The sequence below is a fragment of the Mesorhizobium sp. LSJC280B00 genome (assembly GCF_000502835.1).
GTDB lineage: Bacteria > Pseudomonadota > Alphaproteobacteria > Rhizobiales > Rhizobiaceae > Mesorhizobium.
Map to the genome: position 1 here is coordinate 1 of NZ_AYVL01000048.1, position 20,545 is coordinate 20,545.

22 protein-coding genes are annotated in these 20,545 nt (G+C 64.7%); 12 read left to right on the top strand and 10 right to left on the bottom strand.

Features of this window, described 5'->3' with window-relative positions:
* On the bottom strand, window positions 1-263 hold a 263-nt coding region (locus X773_RS77860), incomplete at its 3' end, for a hypothetical protein (protein WP_210164209.1).
* Here X773_RS77860 and X773_RS0139980 point away from each other — a divergent pair.
* The gene (locus X773_RS0139980; RefSeq protein WP_031213141.1) at window positions 262-513 is read left to right on the top strand and encodes a hypothetical protein; all 252 of its coding nucleotides are present in this window, start codon (window positions 262-264) and stop codon (window positions 511-513) included. The genes X773_RS77860 and X773_RS0139980 overlap by 2 nt on opposite strands.
* A gap of 4 nt (window positions 514-517) precedes the next feature.
* Here X773_RS0139980 and X773_RS71365 read toward each other — a convergent pair whose 3' ends face one another.
* Entirely contained in the window at window positions 518-1,153 is a 636-nt protein-coding gene (locus X773_RS71365) for a DNA-3-methyladenine glycosylase I (protein WP_023680451.1), read from the bottom strand.
* A gap of 222 nt (window positions 1,154-1,375) precedes the next feature.
* Here X773_RS71365 and X773_RS71370 point away from each other — a divergent pair, with 222 nt between their 5' ends.
* Together X773_RS71370 and X773_RS71375 are read left to right on the top strand one after the other, a co-directional pair.
* Complete coding sequence (locus X773_RS71370) at window positions 1,376-2,110, top strand: L,D-transpeptidase (protein WP_023680452.1); 735 nt, start codon at window positions 1,376-1,378, stop codon at window positions 2,108-2,110.
* 267 nt (window positions 2,111-2,377) lie between these two features.
* Complete coding sequence (locus X773_RS71375) at window positions 2,378-3,298, top strand: bifunctional 5,10-methylenetetrahydrofolate dehydrogenase/5,10-methenyltetrahydrofolate cyclohydrolase (RefSeq protein ID WP_023680453.1); 921 nt, start codon at window positions 2,378-2,380, stop codon at window positions 3,296-3,298.
* A gap of 12 nt (window positions 3,299-3,310) precedes the next feature.
* Here X773_RS71375 and glcF read toward each other — a convergent pair whose 3' ends face one another.
* The 5 genes from glcF to X773_RS71400 all read right to left on the bottom strand — a co-directional run bounded on the left by glcF (window position 3,311) and on the right by X773_RS71400 (window position 9,539).
* Entirely contained in the window at window positions 3,311-4,642 is a 1,332-nt protein-coding gene (gene glcF, locus X773_RS71380; protein WP_023680454.1) for a glycolate oxidase subunit GlcF, read from the bottom strand.
* 68 nt (window positions 4,643-4,710) lie between these two features.
* Window positions 4,711-5,094, bottom strand: coding sequence for a DUF4870 domain-containing protein (locus X773_RS71385; RefSeq protein ID WP_023680455.1), 384 nt, complete (start codon window positions 5,092-5,094; stop codon window positions 4,711-4,713).
* Window positions 5,091-6,347 (bottom strand): FAD-binding protein, encoded by a 1,257-nt coding sequence (locus tag X773_RS71390; RefSeq protein WP_023680456.1) that lies wholly within the window; start codon window positions 6,345-6,347, stop codon window positions 5,091-5,093. Before X773_RS71390 ends, X773_RS71385 begins: the two co-directional genes overlap by 4 nt.
* A 224-nt stretch (window positions 6,348-6,571) precedes the next feature.
* A complete protein-coding gene (locus tag X773_RS71395; RefSeq protein ID WP_023680457.1) occupies window positions 6,572-8,068 on the bottom strand; it encodes an FAD-linked oxidase C-terminal domain-containing protein in 1,497 nt (498 codons plus the stop codon).
* 136 nt (window positions 8,069-8,204) lie between these two features.
* On the bottom strand, window positions 8,205-9,539 hold the full coding sequence (locus tag X773_RS71400) for a DUF3422 family protein (RefSeq protein WP_023680458.1): 1,335 nt from the start codon (window positions 9,537-9,539) through the stop codon (window positions 8,205-8,207).
* A gap of 310 nt (window positions 9,540-9,849) precedes the next feature.
* On the opposite strand from X773_RS71400, the gene X773_RS71405 reads away from it, so the two are divergent.
* The 3 genes from X773_RS71405 to X773_RS71415 are packed head-to-tail and all read left to right on the top strand — an operon-like array spanning window position 9,850 to window position 12,654.
* Entirely contained in the window at window positions 9,850-10,653 is an 804-nt protein-coding gene (locus X773_RS71405) for an FCD domain-containing protein (protein ID WP_023680459.1), read from the top strand.
* Window positions 10,654-10,708: 55 nt separating this feature from the next.
* Window positions 10,709-11,845, top strand: coding sequence for an alpha-hydroxy acid oxidase (locus tag X773_RS71410; RefSeq protein ID WP_023680460.1), 1,137 nt, complete (start codon window positions 10,709-10,711; stop codon window positions 11,843-11,845).
* A 38-nt stretch (window positions 11,846-11,883) separates the two neighbouring features.
* Window positions 11,884-12,654 (top strand): metallophosphoesterase family protein, encoded by a 771-nt coding sequence (locus X773_RS71415; RefSeq protein ID WP_031213158.1) that lies wholly within the window; start codon window positions 11,884-11,886, stop codon window positions 12,652-12,654.
* Window positions 12,655-12,682: 28 nt separating this feature from the next.
* Here X773_RS71415 and X773_RS79195 read toward each other — a convergent pair whose 3' ends face one another.
* The gene (locus X773_RS79195; RefSeq protein WP_280952144.1) at window positions 12,683-12,814 is read right to left on the bottom strand and encodes a hypothetical protein; all 132 of its coding nucleotides are present in this window, start codon (window positions 12,812-12,814) and stop codon (window positions 12,683-12,685) included.
* 296 nt (window positions 12,815-13,110) lie between these two features.
* Entirely contained in the window at window positions 13,111-13,809 is a 699-nt protein-coding gene (locus tag X773_RS71420; protein ID WP_023680463.1) for a type 1 glutamine amidotransferase, read from the bottom strand.
* Window positions 13,810-13,883: 74 nt separating this feature from the next.
* On the opposite strand from X773_RS71420, the gene X773_RS71425 reads away from it, so the two are divergent.
* The 4 genes from X773_RS71425 to X773_RS71440 all read left to right on the top strand — a co-directional run bounded on the left by X773_RS71425 (window position 13,884) and on the right by X773_RS71440 (window position 17,926).
* Window positions 13,884-14,531: a hypothetical protein gene (locus X773_RS71425; RefSeq protein WP_023680464.1), complete on the top strand. Its 648-nt coding sequence runs from the start codon at window positions 13,884-13,886 to the stop codon at window positions 14,529-14,531.
* Window positions 14,532-14,563: 32 nt separating this feature from the next.
* Window positions 14,564-15,298: a 16S rRNA (uracil(1498)-N(3))-methyltransferase gene (locus X773_RS71430; protein ID WP_023680465.1), complete on the top strand. Its 735-nt coding sequence runs from the start codon at window positions 14,564-14,566 to the stop codon at window positions 15,296-15,298.
* A 186-nt stretch (window positions 15,299-15,484) separates the two neighbouring features.
* A complete protein-coding gene (locus X773_RS71435; RefSeq protein ID WP_023680466.1) occupies window positions 15,485-16,858 on the top strand; it encodes a glutamate--cysteine ligase in 1,374 nt (457 codons plus the stop codon).
* A 102-nt stretch (window positions 16,859-16,960) separates the two neighbouring features.
* Complete coding sequence (locus X773_RS71440; protein WP_023680467.1) at window positions 16,961-17,926, top strand: DUF937 domain-containing protein; 966 nt, start codon at window positions 16,961-16,963, stop codon at window positions 17,924-17,926.
* 175 nt (window positions 17,927-18,101) lie between these two features.
* Here X773_RS71440 and X773_RS71445 read toward each other — a convergent pair whose 3' ends face one another.
* Window positions 18,102-18,392 (bottom strand): DUF1127 domain-containing protein, encoded by a 291-nt coding sequence (locus tag X773_RS71445; RefSeq protein WP_031213160.1) that lies wholly within the window; start codon window positions 18,390-18,392, stop codon window positions 18,102-18,104.
* A 178-nt stretch (window positions 18,393-18,570) separates the two neighbouring features.
* Between X773_RS71445 and X773_RS71450 the strand changes: the two genes are divergently transcribed.
* Window positions 18,571-19,527 (top strand): LysR substrate-binding domain-containing protein, encoded by a 957-nt coding sequence (locus tag X773_RS71450; RefSeq protein ID WP_023680469.1) that lies wholly within the window; start codon window positions 18,571-18,573, stop codon window positions 19,525-19,527.
* A 70-nt stretch (window positions 19,528-19,597) separates the two neighbouring features.
* Window positions 19,598-20,545 (top strand): exodeoxyribonuclease VII large subunit (gene xseA / locus X773_RS71455; protein WP_023680470.1); only part of this gene is annotated, 948 nt, incomplete at its 3' end.

A 20,545-nucleotide genomic window follows, 5' to 3' on the forward strand; every position in this document is an offset into this window, starting at 1 on the left:
GATTTCGCTTCCCGTGCAAAGCCCTCCTTGTGGGAGAAGGTGGCCGAGCGAAGCTCGGTCGGATGAGGGGTGTTCCAAGGAACGCCGACGTCTCGTTTCTTCCAACACCCCTCATCCGGCTCGGCGCTGCGCGCCGATCCACCTTCTCCCACAAGGGGAGAAGGAAAGGCGAAAAAGAAGCTGAAACAATTGCGCCATGCGCGCGGCATCGTGCCGACACAATCCGGGCCGATAAGCGCGCCGAAACAAGGGGTCGGGGCCATGGCCACGCTACAGAAGTTCGACATCATCGATAGCGGCGCACGCGATGCCTCGGTCCGGCTGCGGCCGGCCGATGGTTATGCGCCGAAGACGAAGCAAATCGCCGGACCGTTCGAGATCGCGGCGCAACAGCGCAGCGGACCGACGATGCGCGACGTGCTGATGACCGGACTGCTGGTGATCTATCCGGTGTTCGCCGCGCTGGCGGCCATCCTTGCCGGGTTTTTCCTCGCCGGCGCCGGCGGCGCCTGAGCCGCTATTTCGGCCGCTTGAACGCTTTCCGTTCCGCCTCGACCGGCTCGCGGCAGACGCAGCCCTCGAGATGGTCGTTGACCAGCCCCATCGCCTGCATGAAGGCGTAGACGGTGGTCGGGCCGACAAAGCTCCAGCCGCGCTTCTTCAGCTCTTTCGAAATGCGGACCGAGACGGCCGTCGTCGGATTGGCGCGCAAATGCGCGAGGTCGACGATCTCGGGCCGCTCGTCGGGGCCGGGTTCGAACTTCCAGAACCAGGCGGCCAGCGAGCCGGCCTCGTCGATGAGTTCGCGGGCGCGCTTGGCGTTGTTGATGGTCGAAACGATCTTGCCGCGGTGACGGATGATGCCGGCATTGCCGAGCAGGCGCTCGACATCGGCGTCGGTGAAGGCGGCAATCTTGTCGACATCGAAGCCGGCAAACGCCTCGCGGAAATTGTCGCGCTTGCGCAATATGGTCAGCCAGGACAGGCCCGACTGAAAACCTTCGAGGCAGATCTTCTCGAACAGGCGGCGGTCGTCGGCGACCGGCCGGCCCCATTCGTCGTCGTGGTAGTGCAGATAATCCGGCAGGTTGCCGTGCCAGAAGCAGCGGGCGATGCCGTCGGGACCGGCAAGCAGACCTGTCTTTTCATCCATGGCGGAATTCCGTTCGTGTCTTGGCGTTAACGCGTTTTGACGCGGCCTTTACCGCGGCTTTACCAGATTCCTGAACCGGGCGGTAACCACACCAAAAGCTTTACTAACAGATCGGCATTTTACGCATTCCGATTCATGTTTCGGTTGCCGCTTCGCGCCCAATGTCGGCGAAATCGGGGAGGCTTTGCACCCCGGCATGTTCGACGATCAAGGTGCGTTGCGATGAAGACATTCTTGTTCCCACTGTTCGGCGCCGCGGCCGTGCTTGCGGCCGGCGCCGCCAATGCCAACGACCGCTATGCCGAGAGGCCGCCGGTGGTGGTCAGCCCAGATCTTTCGGCGCCCTGGGTGCTGCAGCTCGGCCATGCGCCGGGCATCGTGCGGCAGAGCCGGCAAGAGGCGCAGCCGCAACGGCGCTACCGGCGGCTGGCCGAACCCGATCAGCTGCGCACCGCAGCGGTGCAGGCGCCGGCCAAGCGCATGGTGATGCGGCCGCAGATCGACCCGATCTATCTGCCGCAGGAAGTCGCCTATGACGGCCCGCAGAAGCCGGGCACGATCGTCATCGATACGCGAGAGAATTTCCTCTATCTGGTCGGGAAAAACGGTAAGGCGCGGCGTTATGGCGTCGGCACCGGCAAGCCGGGCTTCGAATGGTCCGGCACCCACAAGGTCACCAACAAGCGCGTCTGGCCGGATTGGCGGCCGCCGGCGGTGATGATCGCCCGCGAAGCCGCCAAGGGCCGTTATCTGCCGACCTATCTCGCCGGCGGCATGGAAAACCCGCTCGGCGCACGCGCGCTCTATCTCGGCTCGACCGAGTACCGTATCCACGGCACCAATCAGCCCTGGACGATCGGCGGCGCGGTGTCGTCGGGCTGCATCCGCATGCGCAACGAGGACGTGGTCGACCTTTACGAGCGGGTCAATGTTGGCACGACGGTTGTAGTGATGTAATCTGCGGTTGACCCCACCGATGATTCTGCTCAGAAGCCTCGGGAGCATTGAGTAACGGGGGACGGGCCGTGTGGGGATGCGGCCAGTCACGAAAGGGCAGCGCGGCAAGCCGTGCTGCCCTTTTTGTTTCCGCCAACGCCAGCAAGAATTGACGGGAAGATTTTGCCGGCACGTCGCGCGACCGGCATGGCGGTTCGCTTTTCGCGCTGCCTTTTCGCGGTTGCTTTGCTATGTGGCGGCTAAAATCCAGATAAAGGCCCCATCCCGATGTCCCTTTCCGATGACAGCCGCTATCTCAGAGGCGGCCCGGTTGCCCAACGCATCATCGCCGGCGTGCGCGAGGACGCGGCGATCGCCACCGCCGAAGGCTTTCCGCCCAAGCTGGTGTCGGTCACCGTCGGCGATACCGCCGCGGTCGACGTCTATGTCCGCAACCAGCGCGCCAAGGCCGGCTTGGCCGGCATCGGCTTCGAGGAAAGGCGCTTTCGCGCCGACATCACCGCCGGCGAGCTGGAAGCGGCAATCCACGGGCTTAACGCCGACCCGCGCGTCACCGGCATCATCATCCAGCGGCCGGTGCCGGTGCACATTCCGATCAAGACGCTGCAGGCGGCGGTGCATCCGCTCAAGGATGTCGAGGGCATGCATCCGGCCTCGATCGGCAACATCGTCTACAACCAGCTCGACCTGGCGCCCTGCACCGCCGCCGCTTCGGTCGAACTGCTCAGGGAAACCGGCCTCGACCTCAAGGGGCTCGAGGTGGTGGTCGTCGGCCATTCCGAGATCGTCGGCAAGCCGATCGCGTTCCTTTTGATGAGCGAAGGCGCGACGGTGACCGTCTGTCACCACATGACGCGTTCGGTGGCGGCACACGCACGCCGCGCCGACGCACTGTTCGTCGCGGTCGGCAAAGCGCGGCTGATCAAGGCCGACATGGTCAAGCCGGGCGCCGCCGTCATCGATATCGGCATCAATTCGGAAATCGGGCCGGACGGCGAGAGCCGCATCGTTGGCGACGTCGATGCCGAGAGCGTCAGGCATGTCGCGTCGTGGATCACGCCGGTGCCGGGCGGCGTCGGCCCGATCACGGTGGCGATCCTGCTGCGCAACACGATGGTGGCGCTCAGCCGCCAGCGCGCCCGCTACCAGGCCACCTACGGCATAGCGGACAGGCTGGCGGCGGAGTAGGCGACTGGCGCATCACTCGGCCGCGACAACCGCCCTCTCTTCGCGAACGCCTTCGGGCCTCGGCCCGCCATAGGCCCAGTCGAGCAGCTTTATCGTATGCACCACCGGCAGCTTGGCGGCAGAAGCGATCTGGGTGATGCAGCCGATATTGCCGGTGGCGACGATTTCAGCACCGGTCGCCTCGATATTCCTGACCTTGCGGTCGCGTAGCGTTGCCGAAATCCCGGGCTGCAGGATGTTGTAGGTGCCGGCCGAACCGCAGCACAGATGCCCTTCGCGCGGCTCGCGCACGACGAAGCCGGCACGGACCAGAAGCTCCTTCGGCTGGCGGGTGATCTTCTGGCCGTGCTGCATCGAGCAGGCTGAGTGATAGGCGACGATGGTGCCCGGCTTGCGGACCGGCTCGGGCAGGTCGAGGCTTGCCAGATATTCGGTGATGTCCCTGGCCAGCGCCGAGACGCGCGCGGCCTTGTCGGCATAGGCCGGATCGAGGCGCAGCATGAAGCCGTAATCCTTGATGGTGGTGCCGCACCCGGATGCGGTGATGACGATGGCGTCGAGTCCACCCTGCTCGATGGCGCGCGTCCAGGCGTCGACGTTCCGTCGGGCCGACGCCAAGGCAGCGTCCTCGCGCCCCATATGATGCACCAGCGCGCCGCAGCAGCCCTCGCCCTCGGGCACCACGACCTCAACGCCAAGCCGGGTCAGCAGCGAAATCGTCGTGTCGTTGATGCCGGGATCGAGCACCGACTGCGCGCAGCCGGTGAGGATGGCGACGCGGCCATTTTTCTTCGCGCCCTGCCCGGCATGGACGCCCGGCGAGGCCATCGGCGAGACTGCCGGGACCGACGCCGGGGCCAGCTTCAACATCGCGCCCAAAGGCTTCAATGCCTGGATTTTCTCAAACAGGCCGGCGAATGGCTGGCCGAGCTTCGCCAGCTTGAGCGCCGCGCGGAAACGCGAGGGATAGGGCAGCACGAAGGCCAGCATGGCGCGTGTCAGGCGATCGGCCAGCGGACGCTTGTAGGTCTCCTCGATATGGACGCGGGCGTGGTCGACCAGATGCATGTAGTTGACGCCCGACGGGCAGGTGGTCATGCAGGCGAGGCAGGACAGGCAGCGGTCGATATGGGTGACGATCTGCTTGTCGGCCGGCCGTCCGTTTTCCAGCATGTCCTTGATCAGATAAATCCGGCCGCGCGGCGAATCCAGTTCGTTGCCGAGCGTCACATAGGTCGGGCAGGTGGCGGTGCAGAAGCCGCAATGCACACATTTGCGCAGGATCTTCTCCGATTCCGCGACATGCGGATCGGCGAGCTGGGCAGCTGAGAAATTGGTCTGCACGTAAACGAATCCTTACCGTTTGAGCATGATCTTTTCCCAAAACCGGTACCCACTTTTGGGGATCATGCTCATAATCCCAGAAACCAGCTTTCCGGGTTCTTGACCGCCTCGCCGCGCTGCAGCGCCTGCAGGCCGAGAATGCAGCGGGCGATGAACCAGACGGCAACGGCAACCATCAGCACGACACCGATGACCACGACCATCAACAGCGCCGAGATCAGTGCATAGAGCAGGCCGATCCAGAAGGTGCGGATCAGGAATGTGTAATGGCTCTCGACGAAGCCGCCGGCCTTGCCGCGATTGATATAGGCCAGGACGACGCCGACAATGCCGCTGACGCCGATGGCTAGGCCGGCGAGATAGAGGATGTAGATGACCAGCGCGTTGGTCGGGCCGGGCTCCAGCCAGCGGTCGGTCTGGCGTGACGTACCGTTTTGGCCTGGATCGCTCATTGTGCTCCTCCCTCGGTTGCCGGCGCGAGAGTAGCAGAGCTTGCGCCCGGCGCCATACGGCCGGGATTGAGGATATTCTTCGGGTCGAATTCGGCCTTCAGCCGCGCCGACAGTGCTGCCAGTTGCGGCGCTTGCGGTTCGAACACCGGCACGGCGGCGCGGTGCGAAGGGGTTGCGCGCACCAGCGTCGCATGGCCGCCGCCATGTCTTCTGATCAGGCCGCGCAACAGGCCAGCCTCGGGATCGTCCTGCTGCATGCGCAGCCAGATCAGCCCGCCCTGCCAATCGTAGAAGGCATCGACCGGGGCCTGCATGCGCAGCGCCAGCACCATCTGGTGGCCCCGCGACGGCGCCATCGAGACGCGCCACACCGGCCTTTCGCTGCCATCGGCGAACGGCGCGCAGTCGCGGACATCGCGCCAGACCGAGTACGAGACCGAACCGGAAATCTCCTGCAGCGGCCCGGCGTTTTTCAGCAGGTCTTTCAGCGCGGCAATGCGGTAAGCGACTGACGGGCCGAAGCCCTCGATGCGCAGCAGCGTCGCGGCATCGCTGCCGAGACTGCCGCCAGCGACCCTAGCTGCGACCCGTTCGGGAAGATGGGCAGCACTCGACACTTCGGCGCTGGAACCCAGCGCCAGCGCCATGGCGGCGGCGGCGTGATCGTCGAGCAGGCCGCGGATGGCGAGCGTGACTTCGGTCTCGGCAGCAGGCAGCACCTTGAAGGTGACGTCGGTGAGCACCGCCAGCGTGCCCCAGCTGTTGGCCATCAGCTTGGACAGATCGTAGCCGGTGACGTTCTTGACGACGCGGCCGCCGGACTTGAAGGCCTCGCCACGCCCGGAAACGGCCGCTATGCCGAGGATATGGTCACGCGCAGCACCCGCCTTCAGCCGGCGCGGGCCGGAAAGGTTCGCGGCGAGTGCGCCGCCGATCGTGCCTCGCGCTGGCTCACCGCCGAGCAGCGGGCCGTAATCCATCGGTTCGAAGGCAAGTTGCTGGCCGTTTTCGGCAAGCAGGCTTTCGATTTCGGCCAGCGGCGTGCCGGCTTTTGCCGACAGCACCAGTTCGGCCGGCTCGTAAAGCATGACGCCGGAGAGTCTGGAAAGGTCGAGCGTATGCTCACTCTGCTGCGGCCGGCCGATACCGCGCTTGGAGCCGTGGCCGAGGATTTCGAGCGGGGAGTCTTCGGCGGCGGCCCAGGCGACGGTGGAGAGGACTTCGGCTGCGGTGGTGGGGACGAAGGTGGTCATGAGGCGGATGCGCCAATGGCAAATGCAAAGACGTCGCGTTCCTTCGCGCCCCCCTCTGTCCTGCCGGACATCTCCCCCTCAAGGGGGGAGATCGGACGTCGCGTCTGGCTTCGCCAATCGTCAATATTGAAAGAAGGCTGAGGCGTGCAAGCTGCCAATCTCCCCCCTTGAGGGGGAGATGTCCGGCAGGACAGAGGGGGGTGTTCAAGCGCCAACATACCCACTCAAAACCTCGGAATGTCCGGAAACGCCACTTGCCCGCGATGCACGTGCATTCGCCCGAGCTCGGCGCATCGCCTCAATTGCGGGAAGACCTTGCCGGGATTCAAAAGATGGTTGGGGTCGAAGGCGCACTTGACGCGCATCTGCTGGTCGAGGTCGATCTGGTTGAACATTTCCGGCATCAGGTCGCGCTTCTCGACGCCGACCCCGTGCTCGCCGGTCAGCACGCCACCGACCTTGACGCAGAGCCGCAATATGTCAGCGCCGAAACTCTCCGCCTTGTCGAGTTCGCCCGGCACGTTGGCGTCATAGAGGATGAGCGGGTGCAGATTGCCGTCGCCGGCGTGGAAGACATTGGCGACGCCGAGCCCGTATTTCTCCGACAGCTCGCGCATGCCGGCGAGCACGCGCGGCAGTTCCTTGCGCGGGATGGTGCCGTCCATGCAGTAGTAGTCGGGCGAGATGCGGCCGACCGCCGGGAACGCCGCCTTGCGGCCGGCCCAGAAGCTCAGCCGCTCCTGTTCCGACTGCGACGTGCGGCATGTGGTCGAGCCGTTCCTAAAAGCAATGGCTTCGACCAGGCCGATCAGGTGGTCGACCTCGACACCCGGCCCGTCCAGCTCGACGATCAGCAGCGCCTCGACATCCAAGGGATAGCCGGCCTGGACGAAATCCTCGGCGGCGTGGATGGCCGGACGGTCCATCATCTCCATGCCGCCCGGAATGATGCCGGCGCCGATGATATCGGCAACGCATTGGCCGGCCTGCTCGCTGGTCGGGAAACCGATCAGCAGGGCACGCGCCGTCTCCGGCTTCTTGAGGATGCGTACGGTGACCTCGGTTACGACGCCGAGCAGTCCTTCGGAGCCGGTCATGACGCCGAGCAGGTCGTAGCCTTCCGCGTCGAGATGGCTGCCGCCGAGGCGCACCACCTCGCCATTCATCAGCACCATCTCGATGCCGAGCACATTGTTGGCGGTGAGACCGTATTTCAGGCAGTGCACGCCGCCCGAATTTTCCGCGACATTGCCGCCGATCGAGCAGGCGATCTGGGAGGATGGATCGGGGGCGTAATAGAAGCCCTCCTGCTCGACGGCGGTGGTGATGCCGAGATTGGTGACGCCGGGCTGGGCGACGACGACGCGGTTCTGAAAATCGATCTCGAGGATGCGGTTGAAGCGGCTCATCACCAGCAGCACCGCGTCTTCGAGCGGCAGCGCACCGCCGGAGAGCGAGGTGCCGGAGCCGCGCGGCACGACGCGGATGTTGCGGTCGCTGCAATATTTCAGCACCCGCGAGACCTGGGCCACGGTTTGCGGCAATACAACGACGAGCGGCAATTGCCGGTAGGCGGTGAGCCCGTCGCTCTCGAAGGCGCGCATGGCATTGGCGGCGTCGACGACGCCCTCGCCCGGCACCATGATGCGCATATCGGCGACGATCTCGTCGCGCCGGCGCATCGTGGCGTCGTCTGGTTTCGGCATGGCAAGGCCGGACATCGACAGCCTCCTTCGATCGACTGGTAAAAATCTTTTACCAGCGACGGTGGTCGCTTGCAAATGCCGCTTTGGCCGGGATGAGAGGCCTATGGCCGAGACAGCCTTCCGCAGCGGCAATCTGCCGCTGCGCCCCACACTACTCGCCCGGCTGCTTGCCTGGTTCGGAGTGCATGCGGCGGACGCGGCGCACGCCCCACCAGACGAGCACGACGGCGAGCGGCACCGAGGCGGCGGTGACCATTTCCGGCGCGAAGGCATGGCCGAAGATCGAGGCGCCCTTGGCGACGTAGCCGATGAGGCCGACGACATAGTAGGAAACCGCGGCGACCGAGAGCCCCTCCACCGTCTGCTGCAGCCGCAATTGCAGGCGGGCGCGATTGTTCATCGATGCCAAAAGATCGCGGTTCTGCTTCTCGACCTCGACGTCGACCCAGGTGCGCAGCAGTGTGGTGGCACGGGTGAGCTTCGTCGACAGGTTGGCCTGACGCTCCTCGACCGAACGGCAGGTACGCATCGCCGGCGCCACGCGGCGCTGCAGAAAACCGCCCCAGGTGTCGTAGCCGGGCACCGCCTCTTCGTCGAGCGCCTCCAGCCGTTCGCGCACGATGCCGTCATAGGCGCGGCTGGCGCCGAAGCGGTAGAGGCTGGAGGCGGCATCGGCCTCCAGCTCGGCGGCCAGTTCGGTCAAGTCGGCAAGCAGCGTCTGGCTGTCGCGGGTCTCGGCGACCTTCATTTCCAACGTGGTCTGGGCCAGCCTGTCTTCGATGCGGCGGGCGCGACCGGACAGCGTCAGGGCCAGCGGCAGCCCAAGCATGGCCAGCGTGCGGTAGGTCTCGATGTCGATCAGCCGCTGCGACAGTGCCCCGGTGCGCGCCGGGGTCAGGCCGCGGTCGAGCACCAGCATGCGGGTCAAGCCGTCGCCATCCTGACGGAAATCGGTGACGATGGCCGCGTTGCCGCGCTCGACCAGCGAATAGCACAGGCTGGTCGGGTCGAAGCCGGCGATCAGTTTTTCGTTCGCCGGCGTCCATTTGCGGATCTCCAGCCTGATGCCGGAAATCACCGTGCCCGGCGGCGAAAACCCGTTGCCGAAGGGTGTGTCCTCTTGCCCCCTGCCGTTTTCGGCGAGCGGGCCTTCCCAGAGATAGGTCGAGAATTCCGTGTGGCGTTCCCAGCGCAGCGAGCCCTTGCCCCATTTCATCGCGTGGTGGCGGGCGTGAGGGTCGGGCGCGGCAATGCCGAGGCGTCGCGACAATTCGGAAAGCACGGCCTGATCGATCCCGGATCCAGCTTCGGTCATGAAGGAAAGCTGCACCAGCACGCGCGGCTTTTCGACCAGCGGCTGCGGCCGGGCGTGGACCTCGCCGAGCGCGCCCGGCCGACCTTCATGCGCCGGAAAGCCCATGACGGTGCCGCCCACAGCTTTGGCGCGCAGCTGGAATTCGAGGCTGGACGGGTCGGCGTCTGGCACGGCTGGTCCCCCAGGCTTCTCTGAGCCTTTGGCAATGATGTCCCTCTAGAGCGGTCCATCGTTTCACGGAAACGCCGAACCGCTCTATCTCTTTGATTCCGCGCAATTCCGGACGGAAAACCGTTTCACACTTTTCCTGGTTGCTCTAGAGGCAATCTCCAGAGGGCGCAAACGCCCAGTTTAGCTCAAGCTGATATGAAGCCGCGGCTGTGAAACGGACCCGGCCCCGGCGAATTGGATAAATAATTTGACCAGTTGGCGACGCCGGCTTTATCTTGCGCGACATCGGTTCAACCCCCAGGCATCCCGTTTGAGCGACATTTTCTCCCGGATCGAGCATTCGCGCACCGCCGACGAGGTGGTGCAGCAGATCGAGAGCCTGGTCCTCGAAGGCGTCCTGCGCACCGGCGACCGGCTGCCGGGCGAGCGCGAACTGGCGCGCCAGTTCGAGGTGTCGCGGCCGATCCTGCGCGATGCCTTGAAAGCCTTGGAAGGGCGCGGGCTATTGACCACACGGCCAGGCGGCGGCACCCATGTCGCCGATGTCATCGGCCAGCTGTTCACCAAGCCGGTGACCGACCTGATCTCGATGCATCGCAAGGCGGTGACCGACTATCTGGAGTACCGCCGCGAGATCGAGGCGGTGGCGGCGGAATATGCGGCGCGGCGTGCCACATCGGACGATCTGGCGCTGCTCGACCGCATCATGGCACGTATGGACGAGGCGCACCGGACCGGCAATTTCGACGACGAGGCGGAAATCGACATCGAGTTCCATCACGCGATCTGCGAATGCGCGCACAACATCATCCTGCTGCACACGCTGCGCTCCTGTTATCGGCTGCTGTCGGAAGGCGTGTTCCAGAACCGGCGGCTGGTGTTCAGCGTGCCGGGCGCGCGCGAGGCGCTGCTTTCGCAGCACCGGGCAATCTACACGGCGGTCAAGGCCGGCGATGCAGCCGCGGCGCGGCAGGCGGCGATGGACCACATCTCCTACGTCGAACGATCGATGGCCGAGGCCGAGCGCAGCGGCGACTGGCAGCGCGTGTCGCGGCTGAGGCTCAGGCAACGCTCCGAGCCCGGTGGCGGTGAGCCGGCAAGAAAACAGCCGTAGGCACCGCCCAGAAAATTCAACGACGAACCAGCGAAGAACCAGCGGAAAAAGATCCATGAGCAGCATTCTCACCATCGCCGACCTCAAGGACCTGGCGCGCCGCCGCGTGCCGAAGATGTTCTTCGACTATGCCGATTCCGGCGCCTGGACCGAAAGCACCTACCGGGCCAACGAGGAAGATTTCCAGAAGATCAAGTTCCGCCAGCGCGTGCTGGTCGACATGGACAACCGCTCGCTGGAATCGACCATGATCGGCGAGAAGGTGACGATGCCGGTGGCGCTGGCGCCGACCGGCATGACCGGCATGCAGCATCCGGACGGCGAGATGCTGGCGGCCCAGGCGGCGGAAGAATTCGGTGTGCCGTTCACGCTGTCGACAATGAGCATCTGCTCGATCGAGGATGTCGCGTCGGTGACCAGGAAGCCGTTCTGGTTCCAGCTCTATGTGCTGCGCGACAAGGACTTCGTCTTCGATTTGATCGACCGCGCAAAAGCGGCGAAATGTTCGGCGCTGGTGCTGACGCTCGACCTGCAGATCCTCGGTCAGCGCCACAAGGATATCCGCAACGGGCTTTCGGCGCCGCCGCGAATGACGCCGAAGCACCTCTGGCAGATGGCGACAAGGCCGCGCTGGTGCGCCGGCATGGCCGGCACCAAGCGCCGGAGCTTCCGCAACATCGTCGGCCATGCCAAGGGCGTCGGCGACCTCGCCTCGCTATCGTCGTGGACGAAGGAGCAGTTCGATCCGCATCTGTCGTGGAAGGACGTCGCCTGGATCAAGGAGCGCTGGGGCGGCAAGCTGATCCTGAAAGGCATACTCGACAGGGAAGATGCGCTGATGGCGGCCAGGACAGGCGCCGACGCGATCATCGTATCCAACCATGGCGGCCGCCAGCTCGACGGCGCCTCGTCGTCGATCATGGCGCTCGAAGAGATCGCCGACGCCGTCGGCGACGCGATCGAGGTGCATATGGACGGCGGCATCCGCTCCGGCCAGGACGTGCTCAAGGCGCTGTGCCTCGGCGCCAAGGGCACCTATATCGGCCGGCCTTTCCTGTACGGCCTCGGCGCACTCGGCAAGGAAGGGGTTACCAAGGCGCTGGAAATCATCCGCAAGGAGATGGACATAACGCTGGCTCTGTGCGGAAAGCGTCTGGTCACCGACATGGGCAAGGATCAGCTTCGGCGCTAAAGTCACGTGACGGCATGATCACGGAGGCGACGCAGGCATTGACGGAGCCCGGCATCAGTTTCTACGAGGCGCGCGGACCGCAAGGCATGCGTCTCTACGCGATCGGCGATGTGCACGGCCGGCTCGACCTGCTGACCGCCATGCACCGGCGGATCGAGGCGGAGCTCGGTCAAAGGCCGTCGGCCGATTGGCGCGTGATCCATCTCGGCGACTATGTCGACCGGGGCCCGGACTCCAGGGGCGTCATCGATTTCCTGATCGACGCGCAGAAACGCGATCCGCGTCACCTGATGCTCGCCGGAAATCATGATCTCGGCTTTCTCGATTTTCTCGATGTCCCCGATCCGGACGGGCTGTTCATGCGCTATGGCGGCATCCAGACGGCGCTATCGTATGGTGTCTCACTCGGTGGGAGCAGCGCCTGGTTTGGCCGCGCCGATGCGGCATTGCGGCAAGGGCACGCCGCACTGGTCGAGGCGGTGCCGCAGAACCATGTCGAGTTCCTGCGCTCGCTGCCCTTCTCAGTGACGTTCGGCGACTTCTTCTTCTGCCATGCCGGCATCCGGCCCGGCGTTGCGCTGGAAAGCCAGACCCGGCAGGACCTGATCTGGATCCGCGAGGTCTTCCACGATCACACCGGTCTTCATCCGAAGATCGTGGTGCACGGCCATACGCCGGTGCCCAAGCCCGAGATCACCGGCAACCGCGTCAATGTCGACACCCTCGCCTGGCAGTCGGGAAACCTCACCGCGCTCGTGGTAGACGGCGCTGACAAGCATATCCTGACAGTCACGGGTGAGCGGGCGTAGGTAAGGCGTGAGGTTATGTGCAGAGGGTCTAGCGAAGCGCGGCGGTGACGCCGTAGCCGTCGACGGCATTATGGTTGTTGGCTGCGTCGGCGGAATAAATGCCGAGGCCGCACAAGACGATGGCCGACAACATGGCAAAGGACAAAAAGGCTGCTTTCACGGACGTCATCTCTTGTTGAGCTTTCTGCATCTATGCACGAGCGGGTTACCAATGCGTTGAAACGCAAAATACGTCGCAAATGTCTGACGGTTTCGCGCTTCTAGGCATGTTCTGTATCGGCGGTGTGTCGCGCGGGTCACAGGAAAGGTTCATCGCGGTTGCACGCAAGATGCAGAGCGGGCGCCTTTTAGGCTGGCGGACAGACACAGGCCAAGGATGAAACGCGTTATCCCCGGCGGATTTGCCGCCGCGTGCCAAATATGCAACGTCGCCAAATACGCTGACTATATGAGCCGTCAGATCGTCGCCACCCAGGCGCGGGCGATGGCCAGGCCGGCGGCATCGGCTTGCGGTCCGTTGCGGGCCATTTCATCGTCGAGCCGGCCCGCCCATTCAGGATGCCGCTCGGCGATCAGCGGTGCGAAGGAGGTGCTCCAGTCGCGCACCATCGGACTGTCGGCCTCGAAATGGAACTGGAAGCCGTAGACGGCGCGGCCGATACGGAACGCCTGGTTCTCGGCGACGGCATTGCCGGCCAGCCGCACGGCAGTCTTAGGCAAGACAAAGGTGTCGTCGTGCCATTCGAAGATCGGGAATTTTGCGGGCAAAGCGGCGAGCACCGGATCGGCCTGCGCCGCCGCGGTGAGCGCGACCTCGTGCCAGCCGAACTCCGACGCGCCGCCGATCTGGTTCTCGCCGCCAAAGGCGCGCGTGACCAACTGGCTGCCGAGGCAGATACCAAGCACCGCGCGATCCCTCTCGGCAAAGTCGCGCGTCAGGTCGAGCAGGCCCGGAAAATAAGGACAGAGCTCGTCGTCCAGCGCATTCTGGGCGCCGCCGAGCACTACCATGGCGTCATGCCCGCCGCTATCTTGCGGCAGCGCGTCGCCGCAGTAGGGACGGCGCAGGTCGATATCGACGCCCGCCTCGACAAGAGCCGCGCCGATCTGGCCAAGGCCCTCATTGTCGAAGTTCTGGACAACCAAGACCCGCATCGAAACCTGCTGACATGAAATTGATGCAACGAGCGATATCATGGCGCCAGCATTGCAGCCAACAGGGAACGCCTATGCCACTGCAAAACCGGGTCGACCCGTTCGGCGCCATCCATGCCGTGCCGGAGCGCGGCCTGTTCATGGGCAATCGCGGCATCATTCACGACCCCGAGACGAGAACGCTGTTGAAGAAGCGCTGGGCGCTGCAAGCCTGGATCATCTGCGTCTGCGAATTCCATAACGTGCGGCGCGAGCCGATGGGGCGCAACCGGGCTGGCGGCAAGGCCGGCTGGACCGAACTGTTTTTCCTCGACGAGGTGACGGCACTTGCCGCCGGGCACCGGCCCTGCTTCTTCTGCCGGCGCGAGCGGGCCAGGGATTTTGTCCGGCGTTTCGGCGACGCCTTCGGCATTGCCGAGCCACGCGCGCCGCAACTCGACAAGCGCCTGCACAAGGAGCGCGTGGCATCGGGCGGGCGGGCGCCGAGACTGGAACCGGAAGCGCTTGCGGACTTGCCGGACGGCACGATGATCTCGTCAGGAAACAGGGCGTACGTCCTGTTTGACGGCGCCGCGCTGCCCTGGAGTTTCGGCGGTTATGGCGAACCGGTGGGGTTCGGCGGTTTTACCGACAGTCCAATCCGCCTGCTCACGCCAGCGACAACTGTTTCGGTGCTGCAGAAAGGCTACGAGCCTGTCTGGCATCCTTCCGCCGAGGCTTGACGCCGAGGGTGACGTTGCCGCATTCCTCGGCGATGCGCGCCAATTACAAGATGCAGCGGCTGTTCGTGCCGGACGGGCTTGGACCGGACATCGAGTTCGACATCGGCCCGCAGCAGAGCCATTATCTCTCGCACGTGCTGCGGCTCGGCGAAGGCGCCGAAATTCTGGTCTTCAACGGCCGCGACGGCGAATGGTCGGCGGCGATCGCGGCAAAATCGAAGAAGGCGTTGCGCCTGAAGTTGCTGGCATTGCAGCGGCCGCAGCCGCCGTTGCCCGATCTCGTCTACTGTTTCGCGCCGCTGAAGCAGGGGCGGCTCGACTACCTCGTGCAAAAGGCGGTCGAGATGGGCGCTGGCATCCTGCAGCCGGTCATCACCCAGCATACGCAGGTGGCAAAGCCCGGCATCGAGCGCCTGCGCGCCAATGTCGTCGAGGCGGCCGAACAATGCGGCATATTGGCGGTGCCGGAGCTGCGCGAAGCGGAAAAATTCGAGCGCCTGCTCAGCAACTGGGACCGTGAGCGGCGGCTGATCTTCTGCGACGAGGATGCATCGACCAACAGTCCCCTGCCGGCATTGCAGGCGGTGCGGGAGAACAAGCTCGGCCTGCTGGTCGGGCCGGAGGGCGGCTTTTCCGACGAGGAGCGCAGGATGCTGAGAGCCCTGCCCTTCGTTACCGCCATTCCGCTTGGGCCGCGCATCCTGCGGGCGGACACGGCGGCCGTAGCGGCACTGGCGCTGATCCAGGCGACAATCGGGGATTGGTGATCAATTCCAGTTACCCTCTGGCTCAGGATTTTTCGCTTGATCGGCTACTGACATTTCGTCCATCTAGCGCCGGCAGTGGCCGCGCGTCCTTTCGGGCGCGCAAAGGACGCTGTAACATATTGATTGGGCACATGATCCTTTCCGAAAATCGAAGCCGGTTTTCGGGGCCATGTGCGGAGGGCTATTATGGCGCGCGATACTACCGATTTCCGGCCGATCGAAGGCGTCGACGAACTCGTCGAGCACCTGGCCGAAGGCAACAAGCCGCGCGACAAATGGCGCATCGGCACCGAGCACGAGAAATTCCCGTTCTATGTTGACGGCAATGCCCCGGTGCCCTACGGCGGCGAGCGCGGCATCCGCGCCATCCTCGAAGGCATGCAGGACAAACTCGGCTGGGACCCGATCATGGATGCCGGCCGCATCATCGGACTGGTCGAGCCGACCGGCCAAGGCGCGATCTCGCTGGAGCCCGGCGGCCAGTTCGAACTGTCCGGCGCGCCGCTGGAGACGATCCACCAGACCTGCCGCGAAGGCAATGCGCATCTGGCGCAGGTGCGCGAGATCGCCGAACCGATGGGCATTCGTTTTCTCGGCCTTGGCGGCAGCCCGAAATGGTCGCTGGCCGAGACGCCGAAGATGCCGAAATCGCGCTACGAGATCATGACCCGCTACATGCCCAAGGTCGGCACCAAAGGTCTCGACATGATGTACCGGACCTGCACGATCCAGGTGAACCTCGACTTCGAAAGCGAAGCCGACATGCGCCGCAAGATGCAAGTGTCGCTGAAATTGCAGCCGCTGTCGACGGCGCTGTTTGCCAACTCGCCCTTCACCGAAAGCCGGCCGAACGGCTTGCAGAGCTGGCGCGGCGAGATCTGGCGCGACACCGACAATCAGCGCTCCGGCCTGCTCGAATTCTGCTTCTCGCCCGATTTCGGCTTTGCCGATTATGTCGAATGGGCGCTCGACGTGCCGATGTATTTCGTCATCCGCGACGGCCAGTACCATGACATGACGCACATCACCTTCCGCCAGTTCATGGCGGGCGCCGCCCGCAACGAACTGCCGGACGGGCTCCCGACGATGGGCGACTGGGCGAACCATCTGTCGACGCTGTTCCCGGACGTGCGGTTGAAGCGCTTTCTCGAAATGCGCGGCGCCGATGGCGGGCCGTGGCGGCGCATCTGCGCGCTGCCGGCCTTCTGGGTCGGGCTGCTCTATGATGCGGCTGCGCTCGACGCGGCCGAGGCGCTGACCTCGAGCTGGAGTTATGACGAGGTGCTGGCGATGCGCAACGCGGTGCCCGAACAGGGCATTTCGGCGCCCTTCCGCAACACGACACTGCGCGAGATAGCCCGCGACGTGCTCGTCATCTCGCGCATGGGACTGAAGAACCGCGGCCGCAAGAACCGCGACGGCTATGACGAGACCTCGTTCCTCAACACGCTGGACGAGGTCGTCGCGCGTGGCACCACCAGCGCCGAAGAGATGCTCTCGGCCTACCACACACGCTGGGGCGGCTCGATCGAGCCGGTGTTCATGGAATACGCGTATTAACGCTTCGCTATCCGCTTGGCCGATGGTCCGGCAAATTCGCTTCAATCAGTGATGGAAACGAATTAGGCTTCTCCAACGAGGATTTTCCCGGAGGAGAAAACAATGCCTTCCTTGTTCGATATTCTGGCACAGGCCCAGAACGGCAACGGCATGCAGGCGCTGGCCCAGCAGTTCGGGCTTTCGCAGCAGCAGACGCAGGCGGCGGTCGCGGCGCTGCTGCCGGCCTTTTCGCAGGGGCTGAAGCGCAACACGGCGGACCCTTATGGGCTCGGCTCCTTCATGACGGCGATGGCCAGCGGCCAGCACGCCAAATATTTCGAGGATGCAAGCCGGGCCTTCTCGCCGCAGGGCCTCGATGAAGGCAAGGGCATTCTCGGCCATTTGTTCGGCTCGAAGGACCTGTCGCGGGCCGTCGCCAGCCAGGCCGCGCAGGCGAGCGGCGTCAGCCAGCAGGTCCTGCAGCAGATGCTGCCGGCAATCGCCTCGATGATGATGGGCGGGCTATTCAAGCAGACCACCAACCAGTTAGGCGGGCAGATGCATGCGGCAGGCGGCGGCAATCCGCTCGGCGAGCTCATCGAGCAGATGATGCGGCAGGCGGGCGGCGGCGGCCAGGCGCCGGCCCCTCAGCCTGCAGGCCCCACGGATAACCCGCTCGGCAAGGTGCTGCAGGACATGTTCGGCGGGCAGCAGCCGCAACAGACGCAGAGCCCTTACGGCGACAACCCGCTGGGCAAGGTGCTGCAGGATATGTTCGGCGGCGGTGCACCACAGCCGCAGCAGCCGCAGAACCAACCCCAGCAAACACAGAACCCTTATGGTGACAATCCGCTCGGCAAAGTACTGCAGGACATGTTCGGCGGTGGCGCACCGCAGTCTCAGCCGCGTCAGGCGCCGCAGCAACCCCAGGCGCCGCAGCCGCAGGCCAATCCGAGCGGCAGGCCGAGAAATCCGTTTGACGACCTGTTCGGCAAGATGTTCGAGACAGGCGCCCAGCAGCGCGACGACTACCAGAAAGGCATGGAGTCGATCTTCGACCAGTTCAAGCAGGGCATGGGCCGGCGCTAGACCAGACACCGGCAACCAATCATCAGTGCCGCCCAAAAAAGAAAGCCCGGTCCTGGGAGGACCGGGCAGCGCGCAGGCTGGCCGGGGGGATCCGGCAGGGAGTGGGGAGCCTGCGTAACTTAGTGGCGTCGTGCCTCAAAAAGGTTCAACGCGCCCGAACGGCGAAACCACGCGATCACACGACCTTGCAGGCAATATCCTCGATCGTTTCGGCGCGCTCGACCGCGATGACGCGAAGCCTTTCTGTCGGATCGCGGCCAAAGGGTACACCGACAGCGACGTGCAGGTCGGCGCGGGTCAGGCCGATGTCGGCGAGTTCGGCATCCGACATCTCGCCGAGGCGATAAAAGGCGCGGCGGTTTCTCCAGGCGCGGTAAACATTGGCAGCGGCATTGGCCACGCGCGTCGCAACGGCCGGACGCGAGGTGATGCGCGAGGTCTCGGTAGCGAAATCAAACGTAGCCATGTCGGTCTCCTTCACATTCGAACGGGCGAAACCGGTCGATCGGGCGCTGGCGACAGCGGCCGTTCCGGCTTCGATTCACATGCCTTCATGTGGACAATCGGAATTTGCCATGGCCCGATTGATTAATCCAACGAATGTTTCTAATCTTTAGCATCAGCATCAATGATGGATTAGGCCAATGAAAGCGCCGCTCGATCTCGATCAGTTGCAGACCTTCATCTCGATTGTCGACACCGGCAGCTTTACCCGCGCGGCGGAAGCGGTGCATCGGACCCAGTCTGCGGTGTCGATGCAGATGCGGCGGCTGGAGGAACGGATCGGCAAGCCGCTGTTCGAAAAAGACGGCCGCACCAACAGGCTGACCGAGGAAGGCGACAGACTGCTCTCCTACGCAAGGCGGCTGCTCTATCTCAACAAGGAAACACTGGCCGCCTTCGACGACCGCCGGCTCGAAGGCACCATCCGCATCGGCACGCCGGACGATTATGCCGATCGCTTCCTGCCAGAGATCATGGCGCGGTTTGCCCGTTCCAACCCGCATGTCGAACTGACCGTTATCTGCGAACCGACGCCGGGACTGGTCGAACACATCAAGCGCGGCAATCTCGACCTGGCGCTGGTGACGCACAACGACGCGCGTGGCCAGTCGGAAGTGGTGCGGCGCGAACCGCTGCTGTGGGTTACCTCGGCCAACCATGCGACGCATGAGCAGCCGATCCTGCCGATGGCCTTCGGCCGGCCGAACTGCATCTGGCGGCGGGCCGCCGCCGACGTGCTCGATCAGCAGAGCCGCGACTATCGCATCCTGTTCACCAGCTTCTCTGCCACCGTCATCGCAGCCGCGGTGCTTTCCGGTCTGGCGATCTCGGTGCTGCCGGAATGCGCCCTGCGGCCCGGCATGCGGGTGCTGGGCGAGGCCGACGGTTTCGGCGCCCTGCCCGATTGCCGCATCGGCATCATGCGCGGTCAGACCTCGCGGCCGGAGATCGTCGACGCGCTTGCGCGCCACATTTCGGAGAGCCTCGACAATATTTCCGTGCCACTCGGCGAGGAGACCGGCACGTTCGATTTCGCCGCCCTCGCCTTCGCCAAGATGAAGCGGACCAAGCCGAACCAGATTCTGCCGGGCTGGTGATCGCGCGATTGGGGCGGACATCGAACACGGCCGCCTTGACGCCGGCCAGCAATCGTCCCCCAATCGGCCGATGAGCGACGCAGCATCCGAATCACGCACCAACGCCACCGAATATACGGTGAGCGAAATTTCCGGCGCGCTGAAGCGTACGGTCGAGGACGTCTTCGGCAATGTACGGGTGCGCGGCGAGATTTCCGGCTATCGCGGACCGCATTCCTCCGGCCATGCCTATTTCTGCCTGAAGGACGATCGCGCGCGGCTCGACGCCGTGGTGTGGAAGACCACGATGAGCCGGCTGAAATTCCGTCCAGAGGAAGGCATGGAGGTGATCGCCACCGGCCGGCTCACCACCTATCCCGGAAAGTCGAACTACCAGATCGTTATCGACAATCTCGAGCCGGCCGGTGCCGGTGCGCTGATGGCGCTGCTGGACGAGCGCAAGCGCCGGCTGCAGGCCGAAGGCCTGTTCGACGCGTCGCGCAAGCGGCGTCTGCCGTTCATGCCCTGCGTCATCGGCGTCGTCACCTCGCCGACAGGCGCCGTCATCCGCGACATCATCCACCGCATCAAGGATCGGTTTCCACTGCACGTGCTCGTCTGGCCGGTGCGGGTGCAGGGCGAGACGGCGGGTGCGGAAGTGACGGCTGCCGTCAACGGCTTCAACGCACTGCCATGGGACGGCGCCATCGCGCGGCCCGATCTGTTGATCGTGGCGCGCGGCGGCGGCAGCCTGGAGGACCTGTGGGGGTTCAACGACGAAGCGCTTGCCCGGGCCGTCGCCGCTTCGGGCATTCCGGTGATTTCTGCGGTCGGCCACGAGACCGACTGGACATTGATCGATCTGGCGGCGGATGTGCGGGCGCCGACGCCGACAGGCGCCGCCGAGATCGCCGTGCCGGTCAAGGTCGACCTCGAAGCGACGCTTGCCGGCCTTGGCGCGCGGTTGAAGACCGCACTGTCCCGCAATTTCGAACGCAAGCGGCAGGCGGCACGCGCGGCCGCCCGGGCGCTGCCCTCA